The sequence below is a fragment of the Bradyrhizobium sp. CCBAU 53415 genome, assembly GCF_028128735.1.
In the GTDB taxonomy this organism is placed as follows: Bacteria; Pseudomonadota; Alphaproteobacteria; order Rhizobiales; family Xanthobacteraceae; genus Bradyrhizobium.
This window is the reverse complement of record NZ_LBJF01000025.1, coordinates 281425-304916: the sequence shown is the minus strand read 5'-3', so window position 1 is coordinate 304916 and position 23492 is coordinate 281425. Positions and strand designations below refer to the sequence as shown.

22 protein-coding genes and 1 pseudogene are annotated in these 23492 nt (G+C 65.7%); 14 read left to right on the top strand and 9 right to left on the bottom strand.

Annotated elements, in window-relative coordinates; genetic code table 11:
* Positions 1–2787: a malto-oligosyltrehalose synthase gene (gene treY / locus XH87_RS22495; protein ID WP_271588929.1), complete on the top strand. Its 2787-nt coding sequence runs from the start codon at positions 1–3 to the stop codon at positions 2785–2787.
* Positions 2788–2789: 2 nt separating this feature from the next.
* Here treY and XH87_RS22490 read toward each other — a convergent pair whose 3' ends face one another.
* Positions 2790–3107: a polyhydroxyalkanoic acid system family protein gene (locus XH87_RS22490; protein WP_035714157.1), complete on the bottom strand. Its 318-nt coding sequence runs from the start codon at positions 3105–3107 to the stop codon at positions 2790–2792.
* 180 nt (positions 3108–3287) lie between these two features.
* Between XH87_RS22490 and XH87_RS22485 the strand changes: the two genes are divergently transcribed.
* Positions 3288–3452: a DUF3309 family protein gene (locus XH87_RS22485; protein WP_008560028.1), complete on the top strand. Its 165-nt coding sequence runs from the start codon at positions 3288–3290 to the stop codon at positions 3450–3452.
* Between the two features lie 66 nt (positions 3453–3518).
* Here the strand turns inward: XH87_RS22485 and ligD are convergent, their stop codons facing one another.
* Positions 3519–6194 carry a DNA ligase D gene (ligD, locus tag XH87_RS22480; protein WP_271589158.1) on the bottom strand — a complete coding sequence of 892 codons (2676 nt, stop codon included), beginning with the start codon at positions 6192–6194 and terminating at the stop codon, positions 3519–3521.
* Between the two features lie 117 nt (positions 6195–6311).
* On the opposite strand from ligD, the gene ku reads away from it, so the two are divergent.
* Complete coding sequence (gene ku, locus XH87_RS22475) at positions 6312–7196, top strand: non-homologous end joining protein Ku (RefSeq protein ID WP_271588928.1); 885 nt, start codon at positions 6312–6314, stop codon at positions 7194–7196.
* Between the two features lie 171 nt (positions 7197–7367).
* On the opposite strand, the gene XH87_RS22470 is transcribed toward ku, so the two are convergent.
* The 6 genes from XH87_RS22470 to XH87_RS22445 all read right to left on the bottom strand — a co-directional run bounded on the left by XH87_RS22470 (position 7368) and on the right by XH87_RS22445 (position 15691).
* Positions 7368–8057, bottom strand: coding sequence for a response regulator (locus XH87_RS22470; RefSeq protein WP_158671491.1), 690 nt, complete (start codon positions 8055–8057; stop codon positions 7368–7370).
* Positions 8054–10777, bottom strand: coding sequence for a sensor histidine kinase (locus tag XH87_RS22465; protein WP_271588927.1), 2724 nt, complete (start codon positions 10775–10777; stop codon positions 8054–8056). The genes XH87_RS22470 and XH87_RS22465 overlap by 4 nt, the downstream gene beginning before the upstream one ends.
* Positions 10778–10929: 152 nt before the next feature.
* Positions 10930–11535, bottom strand: coding sequence for a K(+)-transporting ATPase subunit C (locus XH87_RS22460; RefSeq protein WP_271588926.1), 606 nt, complete (start codon positions 11533–11535; stop codon positions 10930–10932).
* A 107-nt stretch (positions 11536–11642) separates the two neighbouring features.
* Complete coding sequence (gene kdpB, locus XH87_RS22455; RefSeq protein ID WP_271588925.1) at positions 11643–13760, bottom strand: potassium-transporting ATPase subunit KdpB; 2118 nt, start codon at positions 13758–13760, stop codon at positions 11643–11645.
* Positions 13761–13784: 24 nt separating this feature from the next.
* Complete coding sequence (gene kdpA / locus XH87_RS22450; RefSeq protein WP_158669191.1) at positions 13785–15488, bottom strand: potassium-transporting ATPase subunit KdpA; 1704 nt, start codon at positions 15486–15488, stop codon at positions 13785–13787.
* Between the two features lie 113 nt (positions 15489–15601).
* Positions 15602–15691 (bottom strand): K(+)-transporting ATPase subunit F, encoded by a 90-nt coding sequence (locus XH87_RS22445; protein WP_035698142.1) that lies wholly within the window; start codon positions 15689–15691, stop codon positions 15602–15604.
* A gap of 607 nt (positions 15692–16298) precedes the next feature.
* Here XH87_RS22445 and XH87_RS22440 point away from each other — a divergent pair.
* The 8 genes and pseudogenes from XH87_RS22440 to XH87_RS22405 all read left to right on the top strand — a co-directional run bounded on the left by XH87_RS22440 (position 16299) and on the right by XH87_RS22405 (position 19762).
* Positions 16299–16766: a hypothetical protein gene (locus XH87_RS22440; protein WP_271588924.1), complete on the top strand. Its 468-nt coding sequence runs from the start codon at positions 16299–16301 to the stop codon at positions 16764–16766.
* 42 nt (positions 16767–16808) lie between these two features.
* Positions 16809–17057 (top strand): hypothetical protein, encoded by a 249-nt coding sequence (locus XH87_RS22435; RefSeq protein WP_442868292.1) that lies wholly within the window; start codon positions 16809–16811, stop codon positions 17055–17057.
* 133 nt (positions 17058–17190) lie between these two features.
* Positions 17191–17445 (top strand): hypothetical protein, encoded by a 255-nt coding sequence (locus tag XH87_RS22430; RefSeq protein ID WP_199763009.1) that lies wholly within the window; start codon positions 17191–17193, stop codon positions 17443–17445.
* 23 nt (positions 17446–17468) lie between these two features.
* Positions 17469–18386, top strand: a pseudogene (gene dapA, locus XH87_RS22425) (4-hydroxy-tetrahydrodipicolinate synthase).
* 25 nt (positions 18387–18411) lie between these two features.
* Positions 18412–18810 (top strand): hypothetical protein, encoded by a 399-nt coding sequence (locus XH87_RS22420; RefSeq protein ID WP_271588922.1) that lies wholly within the window; start codon positions 18412–18414, stop codon positions 18808–18810.
* Positions 18811–18922: 112 nt separating this feature from the next.
* Entirely contained in the window at positions 18923–19111 is a 189-nt protein-coding gene (locus tag XH87_RS22415; RefSeq protein ID WP_271588921.1) for a hypothetical protein, read from the top strand.
* A 205-nt stretch (positions 19112–19316) separates the two neighbouring features.
* Positions 19317–19535 (top strand): hypothetical protein, encoded by a 219-nt coding sequence (locus XH87_RS22410; protein ID WP_271588920.1) that lies wholly within the window; start codon positions 19317–19319, stop codon positions 19533–19535.
* Between the two features lie 98 nt (positions 19536–19633).
* Positions 19634–19762 carry a hypothetical protein gene (locus XH87_RS22405; protein WP_271588919.1) on the top strand — a complete coding sequence of 43 codons (129 nt, stop codon included), beginning with the start codon at positions 19634–19636 and terminating at the stop codon, positions 19760–19762.
* On the opposite strand, the gene XH87_RS22400 is transcribed toward XH87_RS22405, so the two are convergent.
* Entirely contained in the window at positions 19759–20340 is a 582-nt protein-coding gene (locus tag XH87_RS22400) for a TetR/AcrR family transcriptional regulator (RefSeq protein WP_271588918.1), read from the bottom strand. The two genes, XH87_RS22405 and XH87_RS22400, sit on opposite strands and share 4 nt — an antisense overlap.
* An 85-nt stretch (positions 20341–20425) precedes the next feature.
* Between XH87_RS22400 and XH87_RS22395 the strand changes: the two genes are divergently transcribed.
* The 3 genes from XH87_RS22395 to XH87_RS22385 are packed head-to-tail and all read left to right on the top strand — an operon-like array spanning position 20426 to position 23477.
* Positions 20426–21379: a crotonase/enoyl-CoA hydratase family protein gene (locus XH87_RS22395; RefSeq protein WP_271588917.1), complete on the top strand. Its 954-nt coding sequence runs from the start codon at positions 20426–20428 to the stop codon at positions 21377–21379.
* The gene (upp, locus tag XH87_RS22390) at positions 21294–21869 is read left to right on the top strand and encodes a uracil phosphoribosyltransferase (RefSeq protein WP_271588916.1); all 576 of its coding nucleotides are present in this window, start codon (positions 21294–21296) and stop codon (positions 21867–21869) included. Before XH87_RS22395 ends, upp begins: the two co-directional genes overlap by 86 nt.
* A 33-nt stretch (positions 21870–21902) precedes the next feature.
* The gene (locus XH87_RS22385) at positions 21903–23477 is read left to right on the top strand and encodes an AMP-binding protein (protein WP_271588915.1); all 1575 of its coding nucleotides are present in this window, start codon (positions 21903–21905) and stop codon (positions 23475–23477) included.
* Positions 23478–23492: the final 15 nt, after the last annotated feature.

Below are 23492 nucleotides of genomic sequence, written 5' to 3'. Positions count from 1 at the left end.
ATGCCTCCCGCCATTCCGCTCGCGACCTACCGGCTTCAGCTCACTGCGGATTTCGACTTCGACAAGGCCGCCGCGGTCGTGCCTTATCTCAAGGCATTGGGGATCACGCATCTCTACGCCTCGCCGGTGATGAAGGCGCGCAAGGGCTCGACCCATGGCTACGACACGGTCGATCACAGCCAGTTCAATCCCGAGCTCGGTGGCGAAGCCGGCTTCGCGCGGCTGAACGAAGCGCTGACCAGGCACGATCTCGGGCTCATCATCGATTTCGTGCCCAACCATGTCGGCGTGCATTTCGCCGACAATCCCTGGTGGCTCGACGTGCTGGAATGGGGCCAGGCCTCGCCGCACGCCGCCTCCTTCGACATCGACTGGGATCAACTGGCCTACCGCGCCCGCGGCGGCGTGCTGCTGCCGATCCTCGGCACATCCTACGGCGAGGCGCTGGAGCGCGGCGAGATCGAGCTGCGCTACGATCCCGACGAGGGAAGCCTCTCCGCCTGGTATTTCGAGCATCGCCTGCCGATCGCACCGGAGCGCTATGGCGAAATTCTGCGCGTGATCGTCAAGGAGGCGGACGCGGCGGAAGCCGGGCCCGGCGAGCGCCTGCTCGCGCTTGCCGCGCGCTACGCGGGGCTGCGCCGTCCCAATCGCAAGGAAGCTCCCGGCTTCAAGTCCGAGCTCAAGGAGATCGCGGGCGCCGCCGACATCATCGATCGCGGTCTCGCCGCCTATCGTGCCGGCAGGGACCGCCCGGCGCAGACGCTGACGCTGCACCATCTCCTGGAACGCCAGCACTACAAGCTCGGGCACTGGCGGCTTGCCTCCAGCGACATCAACTATCGCCGCTTCTTCGACGTCAACGGGCTCGCGGGGCTGCGCGTCGAGGACGCGAGCACATTTGCCGCCACCCACCGGCTGGTGAAGCAACTCATCGCCGACGGCAAGCTGCAGGGAATCCGGCTCGACCACATCGACGGCCTGCGCGACCCCGCACAATATTGCCAGCGGCTGCGCCGGCTGGTCCGCGACGCCCAAGGCAACGCAAAGCCGTTCTATACGGTGATCGAGAAGATCCTGTGCGAGCACGAGCGCCTGCCGCGTTTCGCCGGTGTTCAGGGCACCACGGGCTATGAATGGATGAACGTCATCACCCACGTGCTGGTCGATCCCAACGGCCTGCAAGCGCTGGACGAGACCTGGCGGCAGATCAGCAACCAGCCGCCGCGGCTGGCGCCTTACGTCAAGAACGCGAAGCGACGGGTGCTGGAGACCTTGCTCACCAGCGAATTCACCGTGCTGACGCGCCTGCTCGCGCGCATCGCCAACGGGCATTATTCGACGAGAGACTTCTCAGCCGACAGTTTGCGACAGGCGCTCGAGCTCTATGTGCTGCATTTCCCGGTCTATCGCACCTATCTGACGCACAGCGGCCCGACGGCGCCCGACCGCAAGCTGATCGAGGACACCATCGAGCGCGCCCGCGGGGAGTGGTTCGCCGCCGACGAAGGCATCTTCGACTTCCTGCGCGATGCTCTCACGATGGACCTGCTCAAACCCGGCCGTCCCCCGCACAGCGCCCCGCGCGTGCGCCGCTTCGCGCTGAAAGTGCAGCAATTCACCGGGCCGATGATGGCGAAGTCGCTGGAGGACACCGCGTTCTATCAATTCCACAGGTTGCTTGCGCTGAACGAGGTCGGCGGCGATCCCGCGAGCCCCGGCCTCGCCATTCCCGCCTTCCACCAGGCCATGCAGGCCCGCGCCAGGGAATGGCCGCACGGCATGACCGCAACGGCCACCCACGACACCAAGCGCGGTGAGGATGCCCGCACGCGCATCGCCGCGCTCAGCGAAATTCCCGGCGAATGGACCAGCGCGGTGGCGCGCTGGAAAGTGTTGAACGCGCCGCATCTTGCGCTTCACGGCAATCTGCGGGCGCCGTCGGCGACGTTCGAATACATGCTCTACCAAACCCTGCTCGGCGCCTGGCCGATCGAGGAGCCGGCCGATGCCGCTTTCGTCGAGCGCATCCAGGCCTATGCCCTCAAGGCCGCGCGCGAGGGCAAGGAGGAGACGAGCTGGCTCAACCCGCATGAAACCTATGAGAGCGGTATACGAGACTTCATCGAGAAGATCCTCGACCCCGCCCGGTCCGCAGAGTTCGTGGACGCATTGCAAACCCTGGCTCGCCGCGTCGCGCTGCTCGGCACGTTGAACTCGCTGAGCCAGCTCACGCTCAAGGCGACTCTGCCGGGCGTGCCGGACTTCTATCAAGGCACCGAATTCTGGGACCTGTCGCTGGTCGATCCCGACAACCGCCGCCCGGTCGACTTTGCCGCGCGCGACGCGGCGCTGACGTCATTGGAAACGCCGGACTGGAGCGGCCTGATCAAGACCTGGCCGGACGGCCGGCTCAAGCTGGCGTGGACACGGCATCTCCTCAAGCTGCGCAGCGAGCTTGCCGACATCTTCGCGCAGGGCGACTACCAGCCGCTGGAGGTACGGGGCGCACATGCCGACCACGTCATCGCCTTCGCGCGTCGCCATGGCCGCGCAGCCGCGATTGTCGTGGTCGGGCGTCAGTTCGCGCCGTTCACCCAGGCGGGCCGGGAATGGCCCGCACTGGAGGATTTTGACGCGACGATCGACATCAAGGGCTACACCGTGCCCGGCCTTGCGGGTAACCACTTGCCGCTCGCACAGGCCTTCCGCGAATTTCCCGCCTCAGCCATCGCGGTCCGAACGGCTAACGCCATCAGGTCCTCGCGGCGGCGCGTCCGCGCCTGAACTCACTTTCCGCCGTCCTTGGTCAGCAGCAACTGGCCGCGCTTCCTGATCGTCGCCTGCGCCATCTCGGCAAAGCGCTGCAACAGCCAGGGCAGCACCACCTCGACCTTCACATGGTCGTCGGCGACGTCGACCTGACCGGTCGCGACCTGGCCGAGCGCGCGGATGCGGAAATTCATGCTGTCGCCGCTCCAGCGTTCCTCCTCGACCTGCATCACGGGAATGCTGGCTGCGGCGCGGCCAAGCCCGGACTTGAGCCGGCGTACCGCCTCCTCGCGGCCGAGACGATGCGGAATTGAGACGACAAGCGGTGCCGACATGGCTCTGCCCCTTTGCAACTGACTACACATAACCATGCCGGGCCAACCGGCAAAGGTTCCATGCAAGTTGATCCGCCCGCCTTGTTTCAAAGCCGGAACTTTAAAACCTACGGCAAGTTGCCCCCGCACGACGGGACAAGTGCAAACGACCCTTTTGACAAAGGGCTGGAGGAGATTCGCATGTCAATCGGAACGATCATTCTGATCATCCTGATCATCGCCCTGCTCGGCGGCTTCAGCGGCATCGGCGGCGGTCCGTTCTATGGCACCGGCTATTATGGCGGCGGCGGCCTCGGGCTCGTCATCGTCATCCTGCTGATCCTGCTCCTGATGGGGCGGATCTAGAACGAGCTTCGTAGGGTGGGTTACGCTCGGCGACCGCGCTTCGCGCCCTCGCCGAACAAACCCACCCTACTTGGTTTTCCCCGCAAGCTTCTTCACCGCCGCCTTGATCGAAGCCGCGGCATCGTCATAACCCTCCCATGCTTTCGATCGCGGCAACAGGCCCGGCACGGAGCGCAGCGTGTAGCGCTTCGGATCGAGATCGCTCTTCACCTGCGCCCAGGTCAACGGCATCGACACGGTGGCCCCGGCGCGCGCGCGCGGCGACAATGGGGCCACCGCAGTCGACATGCGGTCGTTGCGCAAATAATCCAGGAAGATCTTTCCCTTGCGCAGCTTCTTCGACATGTTGAGCAGATAGCGCTCGGGATCGTCATCGGCCATCCATTGGCAGACGCCTTGTGCAAACGCCTTGGCCTCCTTCCAGCTCACCTTGTCGCGCGCACCGTGCAGCAGCGGCACGACCACGTGCAGGCCCTTGCCGCCTGTGGTCTTGCAAAAGCTGTCCATGCCGATGTCGGAAAGGCGCTGCCGCATCTCCTTGGCCGCCTCGACGACGTCGGCGAAGTCAACGTCGGGCGCCGGATCGAGATCGAACACCAGCCGACCCGGTGTGTCATAGGCGTAAGGCGCGCAATTCCAGGGATGCAGCTCGACGCCGCCGATCTGTGCCACCGCGGCGAGTCCCTCGATCCGATCGATCTGGAGATAGGGCTTGCGGTCGCCGGAGACCCGCGCCAGCTCCAGAAGGTTCGACGTTCCCTGCATCGCATGGCGCTGGAAGAAGCACTCGCCCTTGATGCCGTCAGGGGCGCGGATCAGCGAGCACGGCCTCCCCTTGAGGTGCACGATCATCCATTCGCCGACGGCTTCGAGGTAGCGCGCAAGGTCCAGCTTGGTGACGGGAGCGCCCGCGCCATCGTCAGGCCAGAGCGGCTTATCGGGCTTCGAGATGACGACCCCCATCACCTCGGCATTTTGCGCCGCCTTATTCGATGACCGGCCCGCCTTCGTGCGCGCCGGCTTCCTGGCTTTGGGCTCTGCCAGCCCGGTATCGACGGGCTTCTCCGCCTCGACCTCCTCGGCCGGCTTGTCCTGCCGGAATCCCTTGAACGCCGCCTGGCGGATGTTGCCGTCGGCGGTGAAGCCGGCGAATTCGATCTCCGCGACTAACTCCGGCTTCAGCCAGTGCACGTCCCGCGTCTTCCTCGGCGCATTCTTGCCGCCGAACGGGCTCTGCTTGGCCTCCATGGCCTTCAAAGAGGGCATGATGCGCTTGACCTTGTCAGCGCCAAAGCCGGTGCCGACCATGCCGACGAAGGCGAGATGATCGCCGCGCTGCACGCCGGCCATCAGCGAGCGGAATTTGCCGTTGGTGGTCTTGTAGCCGCCGATCACCACCTCGTGGCCGGCGCGGCATTTCGACTTGACCCAGCTCTCGGTGCGGCCGGACCGATACGGCGCGTTCAGCTTCTTCGACACCACGCCTTCGAGCTCGAGCTTGCAGGCCGATTGCAGCACGGCATCGCCGCCGGTCTCGAAGTGCTCGACGTAGCGGATCCGGGTCGATTTCCGCTTGCGCTTGTCCAGCAGCTTCCTGAGTTGCGCCTTGCGCTCGCCGAGCGGCAGACGGCGGTAGTCCTGATGCTCCGCGAAGAGGAGATCAAAGGCAAAGAAGATCAGCTCGTCGGTCCTGCCATCGGACAACGCAGCTTGCAACGAGGAGAAGTTCGGCGCGCCGTTGTGGTCGAGCGCGACGATCTCGCCGTCGATCATCACGTCCGGCAGCGCGGCCGCTTCCTCGGCAATGGAGCCGAACTTGCCGGTCCAGTCGAGACCCTTGCGCGTCTTCAGCGTCGCCTCGCCGTCCTCGACCCGGAGCTGCACCCGGTAGCCGTCGAACTTGATCTCGTGGCACCAGCCCTCGCCCGCCGGCGGCCGCTCGACCAGCGTACAGAGCTGCGGCGCGACGAAATCCGGCATCTCCGCGACGTTCCTGGCGTTCGTCGCAGTCGTCGCCCTCTTCCTTGCCGCTTTTCCGGATTTCAAGGCCGTTCGCGGCGCAGGCTTCACCGTCCGCCCCTTCGTCTCCTCGGCACGATTGGACTGCCAGACTGCATCGGCCTTGCCTTTGGCACCCTTCGCCAGCATGAACGGCTTCGGCGCGCGGCCCTTGCCTTCGGCGATCTGCTCCATCGCGCGGCCGGAGGCGACCGACTTGTCCTGCTCGAGAATGTCGTTGTCCTTGCCCTCGCGGACAAATTCGTCACGGTGCTTGATCAGCAGCCAGTTGGTTCGCTTTTCGCCGCCGCGGTTGCGCATGCGCACCAGGACCCAGCTTCCATGCAGCTTCTCGCCATGCAGGATGAACTTCAAATCCCCCTTCTTGAAGCCGGCTTCCGGATCATCCGACTCCCAGGTGCCGCGGTCCCACAGCATCACCGTGCCGCCGCCATATTGCCCTTCCGGAATCGTGCCTTCGAAATCGCCGTAGTCGAGCGGATGGTCTTCCACCTCGACAGCCAGCCGCTTGTCATGCGGATCGAGCGAGGGCCCTTTCGTCACCGCCCAGGACTTGAAGACGCCGTCGAATTCGAGTCGCAGATCGTAGTGCAGGCGACTGGCGTCGTGCTTCTGGATGACGAAGCGCCGCTGCTTCGACGGCGCCACGGCGCTCTTGCCCGATGGTTCGGGCGTCTTTTCGAAATCCCGCTTCTGTCGGTAAGTGGAGAGTTTTTGCAGCACGACCGGTCCCGCTTCTCTTTCGGCATTCAAGCCTATCACGGCGAAAGTCCCGCCCGGAACCAAAACCCTATGGGACGGTTGGGGTTCCAAAACGCCTTGAAAACGCTGGAGAACGGAATGGCCCCGCGCGCCTATTGGAAGGGAACGTTGAAGCTGTCGCTGGTCAGCTGCCCGGTCGTGCTTTATCCGGCGACCACTGCGGCCGAGAAGACGCGGTTTCACCTGATCAACCGTGAGACCGGGAACCGGCTCAAGCAGCAGATGATCGATGCCGAGACCGGCGATGTCGTCGAGAGCGACCAGAAGGGCCGCGGGTACGAGTTGCGCAAGGGCAAATATGTCGAGATCGAACCGGAGGAGCTCGAAGCGGTCCAGATCGAAAGCAACCACACCATCGACATCGAGAGTTTTGTGCCGCGCGATGAGATCGACCAGCGCTATCTCAACCATCCCTATTACATCGCGCCCGACGGCAAGGCCGCGGTCGACGCCTTCGCGGTGATCCGCGACGCCATGAAGGACGAGGAGCGCGTGGCACTCGCCAAGATCGTGCTGACCAACCGCGAGCACGTCATGGCGATCGAGCCGCTCGGCAAGGGCCTGCTCGGCACCACGCTGCGCTTCCCTTACGAACTGCGCGACGAGGACCAGTTCTTCGACGACATCAAGAGCCCGAAGATCACCGGGGACATGGTCGCGCTTGCCGGTCACATCCTGCAGACCAAGGCGGCGCATTTCGACCCTCGCAAATTCAAGGACGAATACGAGGACGCGCTGAAGGCGCTGGTGAAGCGCAAGGCCAGCGGCAAGACAATCGAGCTGCCGGAGCCGGAGGAGCGCCCAAGCAATGTCGTCAGCCTGATGGACGCGCTGAAGCAGAGCCTGAAGGGACGCGCCGGCAAGAAGACGGCGGCGAAGTCGCATGCGCGGCGTGCGACAGGACGGCACCGAACCGCGAAGAAGGCGCACCGGTCCACGGCGAGGCACCGGAAGGCCGGGTGATCTTGCTTGGTCATTGCGGAGGCAGGCTTGCGCCACAACCTCCGTCGTCATGCCCGGGCTTGACCCGGGCATCCACGCGCGTCCTCGCATGCCGATAGACGTGGATGGCCGGGTCAAGCCCGGCCATGACGAGTTTGCCTCAAGCCAGCACTCGATGCCGCCGAGCCAGGCCTAATCCCCCGCCTTCAGCCGGTACCCGATCCCCGTTTCCGTCAGCACATATTGCGGCCGTTCCGGATCGGCTTCGATCTTCTGCCGGAGCTGGCGGACATAGACGCGCAAGTATTGCGCATCCGTCAGTTCGTCCCAGAGCTCCCTGAGCAGGAAGCGATGGGTGAGCACCTTGCCGGCATGCTGCACCAGCACGCGCAACAGGTCATATTCCTTCGGTGAGAGCTTCACGTCACGATCCCCGACCTTGACGATGCGGCGGACGAGATCGACGGAGAGATCGCCGGTGCGGAACACGGGGCGCTCGCCCTTGACCTGAAGCTGGTGGCGCAGCGCGGCGCGCAGGCGCGCCAGGAGCTCCTCCATGCCGAACGGCTTGGTCAGATAGTCGTCGGCACCGAGATCGAGCGCCTGCACCTTGCCGGCTTCGTCGCCGCGGCTCGACAGCACCACGATCGGCACGCCTTCGTTGCGGGTGCGGATGGTGCGGAGCAGCTCATGCCCCTGAACGTCGGGCAGGCCGAGATCGAGGATGATCAGCGCCGGATCTTCGTCAAGCTTCTCCAGCGCAGTCTTGCCGTTCGACGCCTCCAGGATTTCGTAGCCCTGCGTCGTCAACCCCATCCGCAGCAATTTGCGGATCGGCGGCTCGTCGTCGATGATCAGGACCTTGATCGGGGCAGCGCTCATGCGGCGGTATCCAATGCGCGGCTCTCCGCTGGAACGGGAAGACGGATGGTGAGGACAGCGCCGCTCCGGTCGCCGCGGTTGGCGGCCGAGATCGTGCCGCGCATCGCCTCGACGAAGCCGCGCGAGATGGCGAGGCCGAGCCCGGTGCCGGGACGGACGTGATCGCCTTTCTGCACGCGATAGAATTTGTCGAACACGCTCTCGAGCTCGTCGGTCGGAATGCCGGCTCCCTCGTCCGCAATCTCGAGCACGACATGACCGCCGTCGCGCCGGCCGCGGATCGCGATCGTGGTCTCGGGTGGCGCGTATTTGGCAGCATTGTCGAGCAGGTTGAACAGCACCTGCTCGAACAGCACGGCATCGAGCTGGAGCATCGGCAGATCGGCGGCCAGCGCCAGCTCGATCTTGTGGCGGCTAAGGATCTTGCTGGCGCGCCGCAGCGCGCTGCCGACGATCTCGCCGAGATCGTGCAGCGCCGTGTTGGGCACGATGGCGCCGGATTCGAGCTTGGTCATGTCGAGCAGATTGGCAATGAAGCGGTTGAGCCGCTCGGATTCGTCGATCACGGTGGCGATGAGGTCGCGCTTCTCGGTGTCGGAGAGGGCGCCGGCGAGATCGCGCATGGTGGAGGCCGCCCCCAACACGGAGGCGAGCGGCGTCTTCAGATCATGCGAGATCGAGGTCAACAGCGCCGAACGCAGCCGCTCGGATTCGACGGTGCGCTTGACGCGGTCCATGTCCTCGACCAGCAGCACGCGCTCGATCGCGAGCGCGCCCTGGTCGACCAGCGCATCGAGCAGCCGGCGCTGGTCCGGCGTCAGCAGCGGGCCGGTGCGGTCGTTGTCGATGCCGATCACACCGATCGGTCCCCGGCCGGTGCGCATCGGCAGGAACAGCCGTCTGGCTCCCGGCAACGTGTCCGAGCCGCGGCCGGCGGGGCGATCGTTGCTCCAGGCCCAGTTGGCCGCCGCGAGGTCGGCCTGGTCGAGCTCGTCCTCCGGCGGATAACCGGACTTGACCGTGAGCAGCCCCTCCTCGGGCAGCAACAGCACGACCCGAACCTTCAGCATCAACGCGATCTGATAGGCGGTCGCCCATAGCACGTCGTCGAGCGTGGCGGTGCCGGCGAGCTTGCGGCTGAAGGCATGGAGCTGCTCGGTCATCCTGATCCGGCCGATCGCGGCATCAGCCTGCGTGCGAACACGCGCGGCGACGTTGGAGACGATCATCGCCACAGCCATGAACAGCACGAAGGCAGCCACGTTGGTCGGATCGGTGATCGTGAAGGTGTAGATCGGCGGAATGAAGAAGAAATTGTAGCAGAGCGACGCCGCGACCGTCGCCAGCAACGACGGCCACAGGCCGTAACGGACGGCGACCGCGACAACCGCCGTCAGCAATACGAGGTCGACGTTCTCGAGCCCGAAACGGGGCTGGATCAGCTCGGCGGCGCCGAGACCGATCAGCACGATGCCGAGTGCCTTCAGATAGGGCAGCGGATTGAATGGCTCCGAGCGCGCGGCAGTCTGCACCGCCGTCTTTGGCGCGGCTTCGCCGGGCAGCTCGTCACCGGCGATGACGTGGACCGTGATGTTGCCGGCACGGCGCACCAGATCATGCACGACCGAGCCGCGCGTCATCTCAAACCAGCGCGAGCGCGTCGACTTGCCGATCACGATCTGGGTGACGTTGTTGCCTTGCGCGAAATTGACGACGTCGTCGGCGATGCGGCGGCCGACGGCGGGAATGGTCAGCGCTTCGCCACCGAGCGATTCCGCAAGCCGCAGCGTGTCGGCCAGCCGATCGCGCTCCTCGTCGGACAATTGCAGGGATCGCCGCGTCTCGATCGAAAGCGCGGTGAACGGCGCATGCAGCCGGTCCGCCAGCCGCTTGGTGTAGCGCACGAGGCCAGCCGCCCGCGGATCCTCGCTGACGCAGACGAGGATGCGCTCGCCCGCGGCCCAGGGCCCGGGAATCGCATTTGCCTGCATGTGAGTGAGCAGCTGCTCGTCGACCCGCTCGGCGGTGCGCCGCAGCGCGAGTTCACGGAGCGCGGTGAGATTGCCCGGCGAGAAATAATGCTCCAGCGCCCGCTCGGCCTGCCTGGGCACATAGACCTTGCCCTCCTTCAGCCGCTGGATCAGATCGTCGGGCGTGAGGTCGATCAGCTCGATCGCGTCGGCGCGGTCGAACACCGAATCCGGCACGGTCTCGCGGACCCTGACATGGGTGATCTGGGCAACGACGTCGTTCAGGCTCTCGATGTGCTGGATGTTGACGGCGGTGTAGACGTCGATGCCGTGGGACAGCAGCTCCTCGACGTCGAGATAGCGCTTGGGATGGCGGCTGCCGACCGCATTGGTGTGGGCGAGCTCGTCGACCAGCGCAATCTGCGGCCGTCGCGCGATCACCGCATCGAGATCCATCTCCTCGACAATCTGGCCGCGGTACTCCAGCCTCTTGCGCGGGACCACTTCGAGGTCGCGCACCAGCGCCTCGGTCTCGGCGCGGCCATGGGTTTCGACGAAGCCGACCACGACGTCGATGCCGGCCTTGCGCCTGGCATGGGCGCTTTGCAGCATCTCGTAGGTCTTGCCGACGCCGGGAGCTGCGCCGACGAAGATCTTCAGCCTGCCGCCCGCGCTCTCCTCCCGGCGCGCCGCTTCCAGCAGTGCCTCCGGGGATGGACGTTGTTCGGGATCGCGGCGCTCTCGGACCATCAGGACGGCTTGTCTATGCGTTACATTCTCCGCCTGTCCTTCGCCTCTCCCCGCTTGCGGGGAGAGGCCTGATCGCATCGCAAGATGCGATCAGGGTGAGGAGGAGGCTTCACCATCGAATATAATCATCCGAGCGCCGCGAGCCTAGACTGCTACCTCGCGGCCATGCGATCGAGCGCGAGATTCAGCGCCAGAACGTTAACCCTGGGTTCGCCGAGCAGACCGAGGAGACGGCCTCGGGTGTTGGCGGCCACGAGCTGCCCGACCTGATCTTCAGGCAGATTCCGCGCCTTTGCCACGCGCGGCACCTGGAATTGCGCGGCTTCCGGCGAGATGTCCGGGTCGAGACCGCTGGCCGACGTCGTCACCAGGTCGACCGGCACGGCCGCATTCGGATTCTCGGCCCTGAGCTTGTCTACATCCTCCTTCAACCGGTCGGCCAGCGCCTTGCTGGTCGGGCCGAGGTTGGAGCCACCCGAATTGGCGGCGTTGTAGGGGACCGACACCGTCTTGGTCGAATCGTTCGGATCCGGCGCAAGCGTCGCCGAGGGACGGCCATGGAAGTATTTGTCATCCTTGAACTCCTGCCCGATCAGGGCGGAGCCGATCACCTTGCCGTCCTTTTCGATCAGGCTGCCCTGCGCCTGCACGGGAAACAACGTGCCGGCAATGGCGGTCATCGCGAGCGGATAGGCAAGGCCGGTGATGGCAGTGAGCGCCAGCAAGAGGACGATGGCGGGGCGGATTTCTCTGAGCATTTGAAGTCTCCTTTCTTTCGTCATTCCGAGCGAAGCGAAGCAATCCAGGGTCTTTCCGCGGAGGCAGTCTGGATTGCTTCGTCGCTCCGCTCCTCGCAATGACGGGGTTAGGCCAGGTGCAAGGCGGTCACCACGAGGTCGATCGCCTTGATGCCGATGAAGGGAATGACGATGCCGCCAAGGCCGTAGATCAAGAGGTTGCGCCGAAGCAGCGCGCCGGCACCGACCGCGCGATAGGCGACGCCCTTCAGCGCCAGCGGGATCAGCGCAATGATGATCAGCGCGTTGAAGATGATCGCCGACAGGATGGCGCTCTGCGGGCTCGACAGGTTCATGACGTTGAGCACGTTGAGCTGAGGGTAGAACGCCAGGAACATCGCCGGGATGATCGCAAAATACTTGGCGACGTCGTTGGCGATCGAGAACGTCGTCAGCGCACCGCGCGTCATCAGGAGCTGCTTGCCGATCTCGACCACCTCGATCAGCTTGGTCGGGTTGGAATCGAGGTCGACCATGTTGCCGGCCTCGCGCGCGGCCTGCGTGCCGGTGTTCATGGCGACACCGACGTCGGCCTGGGCGAGCGCCGGCGCATCGTTGGTGCCGTCGCCGCACATCGCCACCAGCTTGCCCTTGGCCTGCTCGTCGCGGATCAGCTTGAGCTTGTCTTCGGGCGTTGCCTGCGCCAGGAAATCGTCGACGCCGGCTTCCGCGGCGATGGCGGCAGCCGTCATCGGATTGTCGCCGGTGATCATGATGGTGCGGATGCCCATGCGGCGCAGCTCGGCGAAGCGCTCGCGGATACCGCCCTTGACGATGTCCTTGAGCTGGACGATCCCGAGCAGCTTGCCATCCTTGGCGACAGCCAGCGGCGTGCCGCCGGACTTCGACACGTCATCGGCAATGGCCTGGATCTCGCGGCCGAGCTCGGAAAGCGCGGCAGGCTGCATCGAGCGCGCCGTGTTGCCGGAAGCGACCGCGGTCGGAGCGCCGCCGCCGACATAGTTCAGCATGGCATCGACCGCACCCTTGCGCACCGACGAGCCGCCGGCATCGACGCCGCTCATGCGGGTCTGCGCCGTGAACGGGATGAAGGTGGCCCCGAGCTCCGCCATGTCGCGGCCGCGGATGCCGTATTTCTCCTTCGCCAGCACGACGATGGAGCGGCCTTCCGGGGTCTCGTCGGCGAGCGAGGCGAGTTGGGCGGCATCGGCCAGCTCCTGCTCGGTCACTCCACGGACGGGGCGGAACGCGGTCGCCTGCCGGTTGCCGAGCGTGATGGTGCCGGTCTTGTCGAGCAGCAGCGTGTCGACGTCTCCGGCGGCTTCGACCGCTCGGCCCGACATCGCCAGCACGTTGAAGCGGACCAGGCGGTCCATGCCGGCGATGCCGATCGCCGACAGCAGCGCCCCGATCGTGGTCGGGATAAGTGTCACGAACAGCGCGACCAGCACGATCACCGAGATCGAGCCGCCGGCGTAGGCGGCGTAGCTCGGGATCGTCACGGTGGCGAACACGAAGATGATGGTGAGGCCGGCGAGCAGAATGTTGAGCGCGATCTCGTTCGGCGTCTTCTGCCGCTCGGCGCCCTCGACCAGCTTGATCATGCGGTCGATGAAGGTCGAGCCCTGGGCTGCCGTAATGCGGACGCGGATCCAGTCCGACAGCACCTGCGTGCCGCCGGTCACGGCCGAACGGTCGCCGCCGGATTCGCGGATCACGGGCGCCGACTCGCCGGTGATGGCGGCCTCGTTGACGGAGGCCACCCCCTCGATCACCTCGCCGTCGGACGGAATGGTATCGCCCGCCTCCACCAGCACGAGGTCGCCGACCTTCAGGCTCGTGCCCGGCACGAGCTTGTAGTTCGGACCCGAGCCGGCCAGGAGCTTGGCCTGGCTCTCGGTGCGGGTCTTGCGCAGCGTCTCGGCCTGCGCCTTGCCTCGGCCCTCGGCAACTGCTTCAGCGAGGTTGGCGAACAGCACGGTGAACCACAGCCAGAGGATGATCTGGAACGTGAATCCGAGATTTTCCCCGCCGGTCAGGAGATCGCGCAGGAAGATCACCGTGGTGAGCGCAGCGACGATCTCGACCACGAACATGACCGGGTTCTTGATCATGGCGCGCGGATCGAGCTTGGCGAAAGCCGCGCCGATCGCCGGCACCACGATCCTGGGATCCAGCATCGCCGAGACCGGCATGCGCTTGTTGGGTTTAGAAACTGGTTCCATGGAGGTCACTCCGAAAGAGCTGGATCAGAAGACGTTGCCGGCGTTCATCGCGAGCTGCTCGACGATCGGGCCGAGGGCGAGCGCCGGGAAAAAGGTCAGGCCGCCCATGATCAGGATCACGCCGACGACCAGGCCGACGAACAGGCCGCCGGTGGTCGGGAAGGTGCCCATCGACGGAGGGATCGACTTCTTCTGCGCGAGCGACCCTGCGATCGCCATCGCCGGCACGATCATCAGGAAGCGGCCGACGAACATCGCGGACGCGCCCGTCAGGTTGTAGAACAGCGTGTTGCCGGTGAGCCCCGCGAAGGCCGAGCCGTTGTTGCCGGTCTGCGAGGAGTAGGCATAGAGCACCTCCGAGAAGCCGTGCGGGCCGGCATTGGCCATCGAGGCGACGCCCGTGGGCAGCACGACGCCGACCGCGGTCCAGCCCAGGATCATCAGCGGCAGGATCAGGATCGCGAGCATCGCCATCTTGACCTCGCGCGCCTCGATCTTCTTGCCGACATATTCCGGCGTGCGGCCGACCATCAGGCCTGCGACGAAGATCGCGAGGATCACGAACAGCAGCATGCCGTACATGCCGGCGCCGACGCCGCCGACGATGATCTCACCGAGCTGCATGTTGATCAGCGGGATCATACCGCCGAGCGCAGTGAAGCTGTCATGCATGGCGTTGACGGCACCGCAGGACGCAGCGGTGGTGATCACCGCGAACAACGAGGACGCGACGATGCCGAAGCGCACTTCCTTGCCTTCCATGTTGCCGCCGGAAAGACCGAGCGCCTGCAACGTGGCCGTGCCATGCGCTTCCGCCCAGTACGCAACCGCGACGCCGGCAACGAACAGCACGCCCATCACGGCGAGGATCGCCCAGCCCTGGCGCTGGTTGCCGACCATGCGTCCAAACACATTGGTGAGCGCGGCGCCGAGCGCGAAGATCGACAGCATCTGCACGAAATTCGACAGCGCGGTCGGGTTCTCGAAGGGATGGGAGGCATTGGCGTTGAAGAAGCCGCCGCCGTTGGTCCCTAACATCTTGATCGCGACCTGCGAGGCGACCGGGCCGACCGCGATGGTCTGCCTGGCGCCTTCGAGCGTGGTGGCCTCGACATAGGCTCCGAGCGTCTGCGGCATGCCCTGCCAGACCAGGAACAGCGCGTAGACGATGCAGATCGGCAGCAGGATATAAAGGGTGCACCGGGTCACATCGACCCAGAAATTGCCGACGGTGCGCATCGAGGCGCGGGCAAAGCCGCGGATCAAGGCCACCGCGAGCACGATGCCGGTCGCAGCCGACAGGAAATTCTGGTGCGTGAGGCCGACCATCTGGGTCAGATAGGACAGCGTGCTCTCGCCGCCGTAGTTCTGCCAGTTGGTGTTGGTGATGAAGGAGATCGCGGTGTTGAACGACAGATCTTCGGCGACGGCGGACTGCCCGGCCGGATTGAAGGGCAGCATGGCCTGGAGCCGCATCAGGCCGTAGATGATGAGGAAGCCGCCGACATGGAACAGCAGCATGGCGACGGTATAGGTCATCCAATGCTGCTCGCGCTTCTCGTCGACACCGGAGATCCAATATATGCCGGCCTCGATCGGGCGCAGGACGGGCGACAGGAACGTGCGCTCGCCATTGAACACGCGCGTCATGTACCAGCCGAGCGGCTTGGTCAGCGCGGCGACGATCAAACAATAGAGAATGATCTGGAACCAACCGATTACGGTCATGGCATCAACCCTTCAGGCTTTGCGTCCAGCGCAGCATCGGCAGGACCAGCGCAAGCAGGCCCGCGACGAGCACGGCGTCCGCCAGCAGCAATTCGACGAGCAGCAGCACGGCGTCAGAACCGCTCGGGCCGCAGCAGTGCGTAGGTGAGATAGATCAGGAGGCCGAACGAGACGGCGCCGGCGAGTGCATAATCGAAAATCATGGTCGCTCCGTCACAGCCGTTCGCAGGCGTAGGTGTAACCGATCGCGAGCGCGAAGAAGGCCGCGGCTAGCCCCAGCATCAGAATGTCCATCATGACGATACTCCTCGGTACGAGACGGTATGCGGCATGACCCGTCCCTCGATCCCGGCGGCCGGCCCGCCACGAACGAATGCAATGCGCGCCGCTTCCGACCGGGAACTTGATGGCGATCAGGTGCCACCGCGCGCATAGGTTTTCGAGGTGAAGCCTACGGCGACGTTATAGGAATCTCATAAGGGCCGGCACGTCGCGGTGGGAGGCCACGTGACAATGACGATCCATTCCGGGCGGTCATCCGAGCAGGCAGCGCAGTGGCACCGCCCACCCGCTTTCGCCGGCGATTGTTACGGCGGACCGCGGCCGCGGTCTTTCAAAAAGCCCTGCTTCCATAAGCGTCCGCCCGCGGCGAAGGCGATGGTTGAGGGGCTATCGCGCCTGGCCGGTAGGCTCCGTCCACTTACGAAATCCCTATATCTCTCGCCCGATCCCTATCTCGTTTTCAAATGCCCTCCAGGACATCTTTGTGAGGCCGGCCGACTGACCGACGCCAACCCCAGGAGGCCTGACATGATCGCCGCTCTCCGCCACTACGATCCCCCCTCACTCAGCGAGCGGCTGCGCGAGACACATGCGATGACGCGGCCGTTGATGATCGAGATCATCGAAACGGCCTGCCGGCGCGTCCCCTCGCTCGGCCAGAACGGCTGCACCGCACGCCTCTCGCGCCTGATCGACGCCGAGGCATGGGCCGACGCGGCGCTGGTGCTGATCGAGCTGGAGCTGCCAATGTGGCAGGTCCGGCGCATCGCCTATGACGAGGGCGAGTGGCACTGCGCGCTGTCACGCGCGCGCGAATTGCCGGATTGGCTCGACACCGCGGTCGAGGCTTGCCATGGCGACCTTGCGATCGCGCTGCTGTCGGCTTTCGTTGAAGTCCAGGCACTCGCCGTGGAAGCGTCGCGGCCGAGCGTTCCCTCGGTTCGTCGGAGGCGGGACCCGCTTTACGAGCCGGTCGCCTGCGACAATTTCGGTTAGGGCAGTCAAGCCTTGCCGCAATCTCAGGACATACCGCGCACGTTGAGCCCGACGCGCGTTTTGTCGCGCTTTGCCGTCCGCATCGCGCTGCTATCGGCCTTCGCCGCCTTCGGCTGCATCGGCTTCGGCCGAAGCCTCGCCGCCCTGCTCTGGATGTCGGTCATCCTGTGTGCGCTCGTCGGCCTCCTCAAGCGCGAGCCGCTGTTGGGGCCTGCGCTCAATCATTGGGACGAGGCTGTCGCCTTCGGCGCGCTGTTCGCTCTGGTCCACATCGCCAACGCCGTGGCCTGAGCGGTCGGCTTTATGACCTTCCTATGCGATCGCCGCCCACCCGCCCTCGAAATCATATTCGCGAGGCAGGATATTGAGCACGCAGGCGGGGACAATGAGTCCCAAGCCGGCGTCGTTCAGAAGGACCAAATCCGTGAAACTCGTCGAACCTCCCTCGTGCAGCTCGCCCTCGACCATCGTCTTCATCGGCCGCAACCGCCGGGGACAATGGGTCGCTCAGGAGCAGAACGGCCTCTATGGCGGCCTCTTCGTCAGCCACGCCCAGGCGATCAAATATGCGCTGTTCGAGAACGGGCAGCATCCGGAAACCATCGTCGAGCTGCCGTGCGGGATCGAGCTCGACATGGGCAAGAGCCCCAATACCACCGTCGCGCAGCGCGCCGCCTGAGCCGGCGTCAACAGGGGAAAACCATGCTCATCCCTCCCGCTGCCTCGTTCACCGGATTCATTCCGGACCTGCCGACACCGATCGACGCGGCAGATGCCATCGATCTCAAGGCATTCGCTGCACTGTGCGAGCGACAGGTTGCGGCCGGCGTTCCCGCCATCGTGGTCTGCGAGACGGCCGGCGAGGCCCCGACGCTCTCACCAGCCGAGCAGGAGCTCGTCATTCGCACCGCGGTCGACGTCGCCCGCGGCCGCGTGCGGGTCATTGCTGGTGCGGTATCCAATGCAACCAGCCACGCCATCGAGCTTGCGCGGCGCGCGTAAGCGGCCGGCGCCGATGCCGTCATGTCGGTCGTGCCCGCCTACAACAAGCCGATGCAGGAGGGCATGCTCGCGCATTTCCGTGCCATCGCCGCTGCAATCGGACTTCCCGTGATCCTGCACGACAATCCCGCCCGCACGCTGCGCCCGCTCGCCGACGAGACGCTTCTGCGTCTGGCCGAGTCCCGCCAGTTCGTCGGCCTGCGCGATGGAGGTGGCGACGTCACCCGTCCGGTGCGGCTGTCCCACAGCTTGCCGGCAAGTTTTCGCTTTCTCTCCGGCGGCGACGTCACCGCGTTCGCCTTCATCGCGGATGGCGGCGACGGCGCGATCTCGGAGGTCGCCAACATTGCCCCGGATCTCTGCCGCACGATCTTCTCGCATCTCAGGCAGGGCCGGCTGCAATCCGCCCGTTATCTGCACAAGCGCCTGATTCCGCTCATCGCCTGCCTGTCAAGGGAAGATCCGGCCGCGCTCAAATACGCACTCAACGTCCTTGGCCTGATGTCGGCCGCCACCAGGCTACCGATTGTGCCGCTGGACGCAGCCGCGCAGAGAGGCGTGGTGCGCGCATTCGCTGCGATCGCCGACGAAGAATTGATCGACGGCGTCGGAGCCTGACGCGGCGAGGCCATCCGGAATTTGCATGCTCGACCTGGTCGATGGATCTCGCAGGCTGCTCCACGCCTGGAAACTGACGCTGCTGCGCTTTGCCGTGACACGGGATGAGTCCGACAGGCTCAACGTTGCAGCACTCGCGGCGGAGCTCGATCGCCTCGGAGGACGGCGCACCGCCCACGAGGCGTTCCACTTCTTCCGGCGAACCAGTTCCCGGCTCTGCGCGGCGATCAACGGGCAGTCACAGAACGCGGCGGACACCCTGGACCGATTCTGCAAGCAGATCGAGGAACCGCGACTGCGCCTCGCCTTCGCCGCAGCGGCCGGGATCACGCATTCGGATCCCGCGCCGTCTCAGGCCCCCCGACCGAAGCGGAACCCCGATCTCTTCAGAGGGCTGCCGGCGCGAGGATCGGCGTCTCTATGACATTCCTATGCGGATGCGCCGGCGCTCATCTCGCAATCCTACGCAAGGATGGACATCATGAGCGGCAGATTGGAGCGGTCGCCTCGCTGCGCCAAGGACAAGGACTTCCACGATGTCGATCATGACACATGGTTTCGACCGGCGCTTCGGGGCCGAACGCGCGGCGCGCATCTCCGAAGCGCGCAAGGCCCAGCTCAAGCGTATGGCGCTCCAGGTGCTCGGCCTGCTCTCGATGGGCAGCGTGCTCACCGCGCTGATCGCGCTGAGAATCGCAATCCATCTCTGGCATCTCCCCGCTTGACCGGCACGGCAGACGTCATGACCTTGCAGATGTGTGAGGAGGCCGCCATGGCCGCGATCGCCCTTCAAGCCGTGCACCGCCTGCCGGAGTCGCGAACGACGGCGCCTGAAATCGGCGCGACGACGGCACTGAAGCCACTCGACCCTGATGTCGTCAGTGCCGCCATTCCCGTTTTTTCATCTGACGTAACCGGGCCGGGCTCTGGGTGGCCCGAGAGGCCAGGGGGCGCGTCGGCGGCCTCTTCCTGTTCAGGAGCTCCGCGATCGATTTCGCCAACCGGCAGAGCGCACCGGCACGATGCGCGCTGGTGTTTCCGGCCGAGACCTTCGAGCTCGACGTCGCGAACCGGGGCAATCCGCTGGGCGCGCTGGCGGCACGATGGCTGAGCGGGGTGAAGCGGCGCCTGGCGCGCCTTGCGAGGTAACGACATGGTCGAGCACAAGATCGTCATCCTGGTCGCATTGATGGGCGCATTGCTATTTGGCATGCGCGCCGCTGCGAACGCGACCTCGGACGGCTAGCATGCAGCCCTTCAGGGGAACTCTGGAGCAGGCGGTCACCGTGACCATTCTGACGATGACGCTGAGCCTGATCTGGGGCGGCATCCTGACGCTGGTGATCACGCTGGTGGCGCGCGGGCTTGGAGTCTAGCTCCTCCGCTCCGCCTCGATCAGCCGTGCCAGCTCCGCCGCGGTGACCTCGATCGGCCGGCGGCTGCGCTCGACGCGGGCCTGGATCAGCGCGCCCTGCAGCGCCGACGTGCAGAGCACGGCCAGCGCCTCCGCGCGCGGCCTGGCAAACCCGTCGGCGACCAGCTTGTCACGAAGGATCGATATCCGCGCCGCATAGGCCTTGCGACCGGCCTCCGACACCGCCCGCTCGCGTGGCGCAAGCTCGAGCAGCACGGTCGTGATCGGGCAGCCGTTGCGGAAGCCGGAGCCCTGCATCCAACCGGCCAGCAGCCTCGCGTGCGCGCGCAAGAGCTCGCCGGTCGAGCCGCACTCCGCCGCGAGCTTGGCGACCGTCGCCGCGACGCGGCGTCCCGCCTCCTCGACCGCGGCCACCGCGATCGAGGATTTTCCGTCCGGAAAGTAATGATAGAGCGAGCCCTTCGGCGCGCCGCTGACGTCGACGATGTCGTTGAGGCCGGTGCGGGCAAATCCCTGGCGGCGGAACAGGGTCACCGCAGCATTGATGATGGGCTGACGGTGCTTTGGCACGGCCGGCATGGCACTCCCCTCCGGTCAATAACTATATTGATTGGTCTACATCAGCCTCCGACAGTCAAGCCATGACGATGACAGGGAGAGGCAGATGCTAGAGAGAGTGACCTACGAATTCAGAGACGGCGTGGCGTGGATCGAGCTCGACGACGGCAAGGTCAATGCGATGTCGACCGCGATGCTGGGCGAAATCGCAGCCGCCTTCGACCGCGCCGAGACGGAGGCGGAGATCGTGGTGCTGCGCTCGGCGCGGCCGGGCGTCTTTTCGGCCGGCTTCGACCTGAAAGTGTTCGCCTCGGGCGATGCCGCCAAGAGCCTCGATATGGTCCGGGCCGGCGCGGAGCTGGCGCTGCGGCTGATGTCGTTCCCGCATCCGACCATCGGCGTGATGGAGGGCCATGCTTATCCGATGGGGACGTTCCTGCTGCTCGCCTGCGACGTGAGGCTCGGCGCACGCGGACCGCACCGCATGGGGCTGAACGAGGTCGCGATCGGCATCGCGCCACCCAGCTTTGCCATCGAGCTCGCCCGCAGCCGCCTGCATCCGGCCTGGCTCAGCCGTACCGCCACGCTGGGTGAGATGTACGGGCCGGAGGAGGCGTTGACCGCGGGCCTTCTCGATCGCGTGGTTGCGCCGGAGACGGTCGACACCACGCTCGAGGAGATCATCGCCGGCTTGCGCACCATCCACAAGCCTTCGCATGCAACTGCGAAGAAGCGCCTGCGCCAACCGGCCATAGACGCCATGCGCATGGCGATCGACCGCGAGCTGACCATAGCTGCCTATGAGGCGAGCAACCGCGCCCGCAGCGCGGTCGCGATGCCCCGTAGGCAGCGTCGCCCACGGAAAGGTCTCGACCGATCTGGCGCAGTTTCATGGAACCGTGTAGAGCGGTTTCATGAGCACCAGCAGCGTCAACGTCGTCACCCATCCTCTGGTCCAGCACAAGCTCTCCCTGATGCGGGAGAAGGACCGATCGACCAAGAGCTTTCGCGAGATCCTGAACGAGATCGGGATGCTGCTCTGCTACGAGGTGACGCGTGACCTGCCGCTGGAGCTGGTCGAGATCGAGACGCCGATCGCGCCGATGCGGGCGCCCAAGATCGCCGGCAAGAAGCTCACGCTGGCGCCGATCCTGCGCGCCGGTGTCGGCTTCCTCGACGGCATGCTCGCCTTGATGCCTTCGGCGCGCATTGCCCATATCGGGCTCTACCGCGACCCCGAAACGTTGCAGGCCGTGGAATATTACTTCAAGGCACCGCAGGACCTGTCCGACCGCACCGTGATCCTGATGGACCCGATGCTGGCAACCGGCAACTCGGCCTGTGCCGGCGCGTCCCTGCTCAAGGCGCGCGGCGCCCGCGACATCCGTTTCGTCTGCCTTCTGGCCGCGCCCGAGGGCATCGCCCAGTTCCAGAGCGAGCATCCCGACGTGCCGATCTGGACCGCCGCGATCGACGAGCGCCTCAACGACCACGGCTACATCGTGCCGGGCCTGGGCGATGCCGGCGACCGGATGTTCGGCACCAAGTAGACAGCCTGGCGCGATCGGGATACTCCGATTGCCATGAGCGCCAACGATTTTTCGCTGCAATCGCTGATCCGTATCGAGACAGCCGCCGAACCCGCCTTCGTGTTCGACGGCACGCCGGTCTCGCGCACGGGGTTCTCGGAAAGAATCGAGCAGACCGCGGCCTGGCTCGCGGCGCAAGGCATCGGCAAGGGGGACGTGGTCGCGGTCTGGCTGGTCAACCGGATCGAATGGATCGCGTTGCTGTTCGCCGCCGCCCGCCTTGGTGCGGTCGTCGCTGCCGTCAACACGCGCTACCGCAGCGCGGAAGTCGCGCACCTGCTCAAGGTGTCCGGTGCCAGGCTGATGGTGGTCGAGGCCGCATTCCGCGCGATCGATTTTGCCGCCATCCTCGCCGATGTCGCCAGCGACGAGGTGCCCACGCTGCAAAAGCTTGCCGTGGTCGGCGCGGATGCGATCCCCGCGCACTGGCCCTGTGTGCGGTTCGACGCCTTCGACCGGTCCTATCCCCCCGCCCCCGCGGTTCAGGATGATGTCGACCTGCCGGTCCTGCTCTACACGACTTCGGGCACCACCAAGGGGCCGAAGCTCGTCGCGCATTCGCAGCGGACGCTGGCGACGCACGCCGCCTCCGTCGCCCACGCGCTCCAACTCGATCACCAGCGTCATTCGCTGCTGGCCATGCTGCCGTTCTGCGGCACCTTCGGCATGACGAGCCTGCTCGGCTTCATCGCAGCCGGCGCGACCATCCATATACTCGGCGCCTTCGAAGCGGCGCCGGCCCTGAAGATCCTCGGCGAGCACGGGATCACGCATTCCTTCGGCTCGGACGAGATGTTCCGGCGCATTCTCGCCCTCACCGATGCGCCACGCCCATTCCCGCATCTCGAGGTCTGCGGCTTCGCCGCGTTTCAGCCCGGCTGGCGCGAGCTGGCCGCGGAGGCCGAGACGCGCGGCGTGAAGCTGTTCGGCCTGTACGGCTCGAGCGAGGTGCAGGCGCTGTTCTCGATCGCCCGCCGCGGCGATGCCTTCGCCGATCGCATCGAGGGCGGCGGCTGGCCGATGTCGCCGGACGCGAAACTCCGCGTCCGCGATGTCGAGACCGGCGAGCTTGCGGCCAGCGGCGTGTCCGGCGAGATCGAGATCAGCGCGCCGTCACGTTTCCTCGGCTATTTCAACAACCTCGATGCGACGCGCGAAGCGATCACCGCCGACGGATTCTTTCGCACCGGCGACATCGGCCGGCTGCGCGGCAACGGCTCCTTCGTCTACGAGACCCGCGCTGGCGATGCGATGCGGCTCGGCGGTTTCTTGGTCGCGCCGGGCGAGATCGAGGACGAGCTCAAATCGTGCACCGGCGTTGCCGACGCCCAGGTGGTTGCAGTCGACCTGAAGGGCCAGGCGCGCTGCGTCGCCTTCGTGATCCCGGCAGGGGAGCCGCCGCGGCAGGAAGCGCTCACGACGAGCCTGCGCGAGCGGCTCGCCGGCTACAAGGTGCCGGCGCGGATCTATGTCGTGGACGCCTTCCCCGTCACCGACAGCGCCAACGGCGTGAAGATCCAGCGCGCCAGGCTTCGCGCCATGGCGATGGAGCGGATCGCCGCCGAATAGGCGGCCCATCTGGTT